Consider the following 567-nt stretch of genomic DNA (forward strand, 5'->3'; position numbering starts at 1 on the left):
GCTTTGAAAACCCCCGTTGGTGCTTGCGTTTCTACTGTTTGATAATTGGAGGAAACAAAAGCCCCTTTCGCCCATAAGCCTGTTTCTGCCGCACGCCGGTGTGCGAGACCTTCAAGACGCTTACCGCCTGCTTTGGTCCATTTCTGTAGCTCTGCAGGGACAGCTTCATATTCACCTTGATTGAGCTTTTTTAACAGTGTCGAGTTACAAAAGGCTCCTGTTCCTACATTATAGCAAAAGGACACTAACGCCGCGAATTGTTCATCTGTTAATGAAACTGTAACAGCGCGTTCAACAGCATTTTCAAATTGTCTTAAGTCTTGGCAAAGAAGTTCTTCTGCTTGCTTTTCAGTGATTGCCATGCCTTTATGAACAAAAGGTTTTCCAGCATTGTTTGTATGTCCATAACCTATTGTCCACACCCCAATGGCATCTTTATAGGCGTTTAAACGCAAACCTTCCCATTGTTTGATAAGTGCAAGTCCTTCTGATGATATTTTTCGCATATGCTTCTCCATAAAAAAAGCTCCGCAAAAAGCAGAGCTGGATTAAAAAATTGACATCTTT

At 42.3% G+C, this 567-nt stretch carries 1 protein-coding gene; it reads right to left on the reverse strand.

All coding sequences use genetic code 11. The features are described from left to right. The coding region (locus ACFINE_RS09960; protein ID WP_375621916.1) for a lysozyme at positions 1-506 on the reverse strand (506 nt) is incomplete at its 3' end. Positions 507-567 lie beyond the last annotated feature (61 nt).

This window comes from Bartonella sp. AA97HXZ (assembly GCF_042196985.1).
Classification (GTDB): Bacteria; Pseudomonadota; Alphaproteobacteria; order Rhizobiales; family Rhizobiaceae; genus Bartonella.